2 protein-coding genes are annotated in these 1,984 nt (G+C 68.6%); both read right to left on the bottom strand.

Features of this window, described 5'->3' with window-relative positions:
- On the bottom strand, positions 1-1,314 hold a 1,314-nt coding region (locus C5O18_RS08805; protein ID WP_105193216.1), incomplete at its 3' end, for a PqiB family protein.
- A complete protein-coding gene (locus tag C5O18_RS08810) occupies positions 1,301-1,936 on the bottom strand; it encodes a paraquat-inducible protein A (RefSeq protein WP_105193214.1) in 636 nt (211 codons plus the stop codon). The genes C5O18_RS08810 and C5O18_RS08805, both read right to left, overlap by 14 nt.
- Positions 1,937-1,984 lie beyond the last annotated feature (48 nt).

A 1,984-nucleotide genomic window follows, 5' to 3' on the forward strand; every position in this document is an offset into this window, starting at 1 on the left:
CACGATCTCGGCAATGGCGGACTGCAGTTCCTCGAAGCTGCCGGGCATGGCAGGAATCTGCAGCGGATCACGCCTCACGTCGACCACCGCGGGCGGCGCCTTGGGGAAGAAATCGAGCGCAACGTAAAGCTGGCCGGTGAGCAGGTTGCCGGTCTTGAGCTGGGCGCGCAGGCCTCGCTCCACCAGCGTGGCCAGGAACTCGCGCTCGCTGCGCGCGGACTTGCGCGCCCCGCGCAGGCGATCCGGATACAGCACCAGCTCGACCGGCATGCGCAGACGCTTGCGCTGCCGGTCGAAGTCGATGCCCAGGCGCCGCACCTCGCCCACCACGACACCGCGGAAGTCCACCGGCGCGCCCGGTGCCAGACCGCGCAGCGACTGGTCGAAGTCCACCATCACCGACACCGGCAGGCCGTCCGGCCGCTTCATGGCCAGGGTCTGGTCCGGGGCCAGCACGAACTCGGTCTCGGCNACCTCGCCGGCAGCGGCATCCTCCGGCGCCTGGAAAGCGATGCCGCCGGCAGCGATGGCCGCCAGCGACTGGGTATTGACCTGGAAACCGCCGGCATCCAGCTTCAGATCAATGCCGCTGGCATGCCAGAAGCGCGCATTGCTGGTGACATAGCGGTCGTACGGCGCATTGACGAAGACCTTCAGCACCACGTCCTTGCCGTTCTCGTCCAGCGCGTAGCCGGTGACCTGGCCAGCGAGGATTCGGCGGTAGTAGATCGGAGAGCCGATATCCAGCGACCCCAGGTCGTCAGCGCGCAGCACGAACGGCTTGCCGGGCTGGTCGGTGGTGATCACCGGCGGCACGTCGAGGCCGGTGAACTGGTGCTGCTTTTCGCCGGACTTGCCGATGTCGACACCGATGTAGGCGCCCGACAGCAGCGTGTCCAGGCCCGACACGCCGCCGGCGCCGACGCGCGGCTTGACCACCCAGAAGCGCGAGTCGCTGACCGCGAACGGCGCCGCCTCCTTGTTCAGCTCGACATGCGCCAGCACCCGGCGGCGGTCCGGCGACAGCGTGATGTTCTGGATCACGCCGATATCGACGTCCTTGTACTTGACCTTGGTCTTGCCCGCCTCCATGCCCTCCGCCGAGGCGAAGCTGATGGTGATGGCCGGGCCCTGGTCGAGCAGCGTCTTCACCACCATGGACAGGCCGACCAGCGCCGCCACCACCGGAATCAGCCAGACCAGCGAGGGCAGCCAGCGCTGCGCGCGGCTGACCTGGATGTCGGGGAGCGCGTCCGGCAGGCCCTCGGTCAGGTCGGGACGCTCCGGCGTCTGCTTGGCATCAGTCATCATCATCCTCGGCACGGTCGGCTATGGGGTCCCAGATCAGGCGGGAATCGAAGGTCATGGCGGCCAGCATGGTCAATACCACGACGGCGGCGAAAGGCAGTGCACCGGGGCCGGCATTGACCGCGGCCAGCGACTTGATCTGCACCACGGCGGTGAGCAGGGCCACCACGAAGATGTCGAGCATGGACCAGCGTCCGATCAGCTCCAGCAGATGGAACAGGCGCGTGCGCTGGCGCGGCCGCCAGCGCCACTGCCAGCGCACCGAGGCCGCCAGCAGGGTGAGCACGATGAGCTTGAGCAACGGCACCACGATGCTGGCCACGAACACGATCAGCGCCAGACCCACGGCGCCATCCAGCCAGAGATAGACGATGCCGCTCATGATGGTGTCCTGCTGCACGCTGAACAGCGAGCGCGTCTCCATGATCGGCAGCAGGTTGGCCGGAATGTAGAGGATGTAGGCGGCGATCAGCAGAGCCCAGGTCCGGCGCAGGCTGTCCGGCTTGCGGCAGTGCAGCAGCGCGCGGCAGCGCGGGCAGTGGCAGGTGCGGACACCGGCCGGCGCCCGCGAGACCAGTCCGCAGACATGGCAGGACAGCAGCCCCAGCTGCCGGCTGGTGGCGGTCACGACGCGCCTCCCCCGGCACCGCGCGCCCCGGCTTTGCTGCCTCCCGCC

The sequence above is a fragment of the Amnimonas aquatica genome (genome assembly GCF_002943415.1).
Lineage (GTDB): Bacteria > Pseudomonadota > Gammaproteobacteria > Pseudomonadales > Moraxellaceae > Perlucidibaca > Perlucidibaca aquatica_A.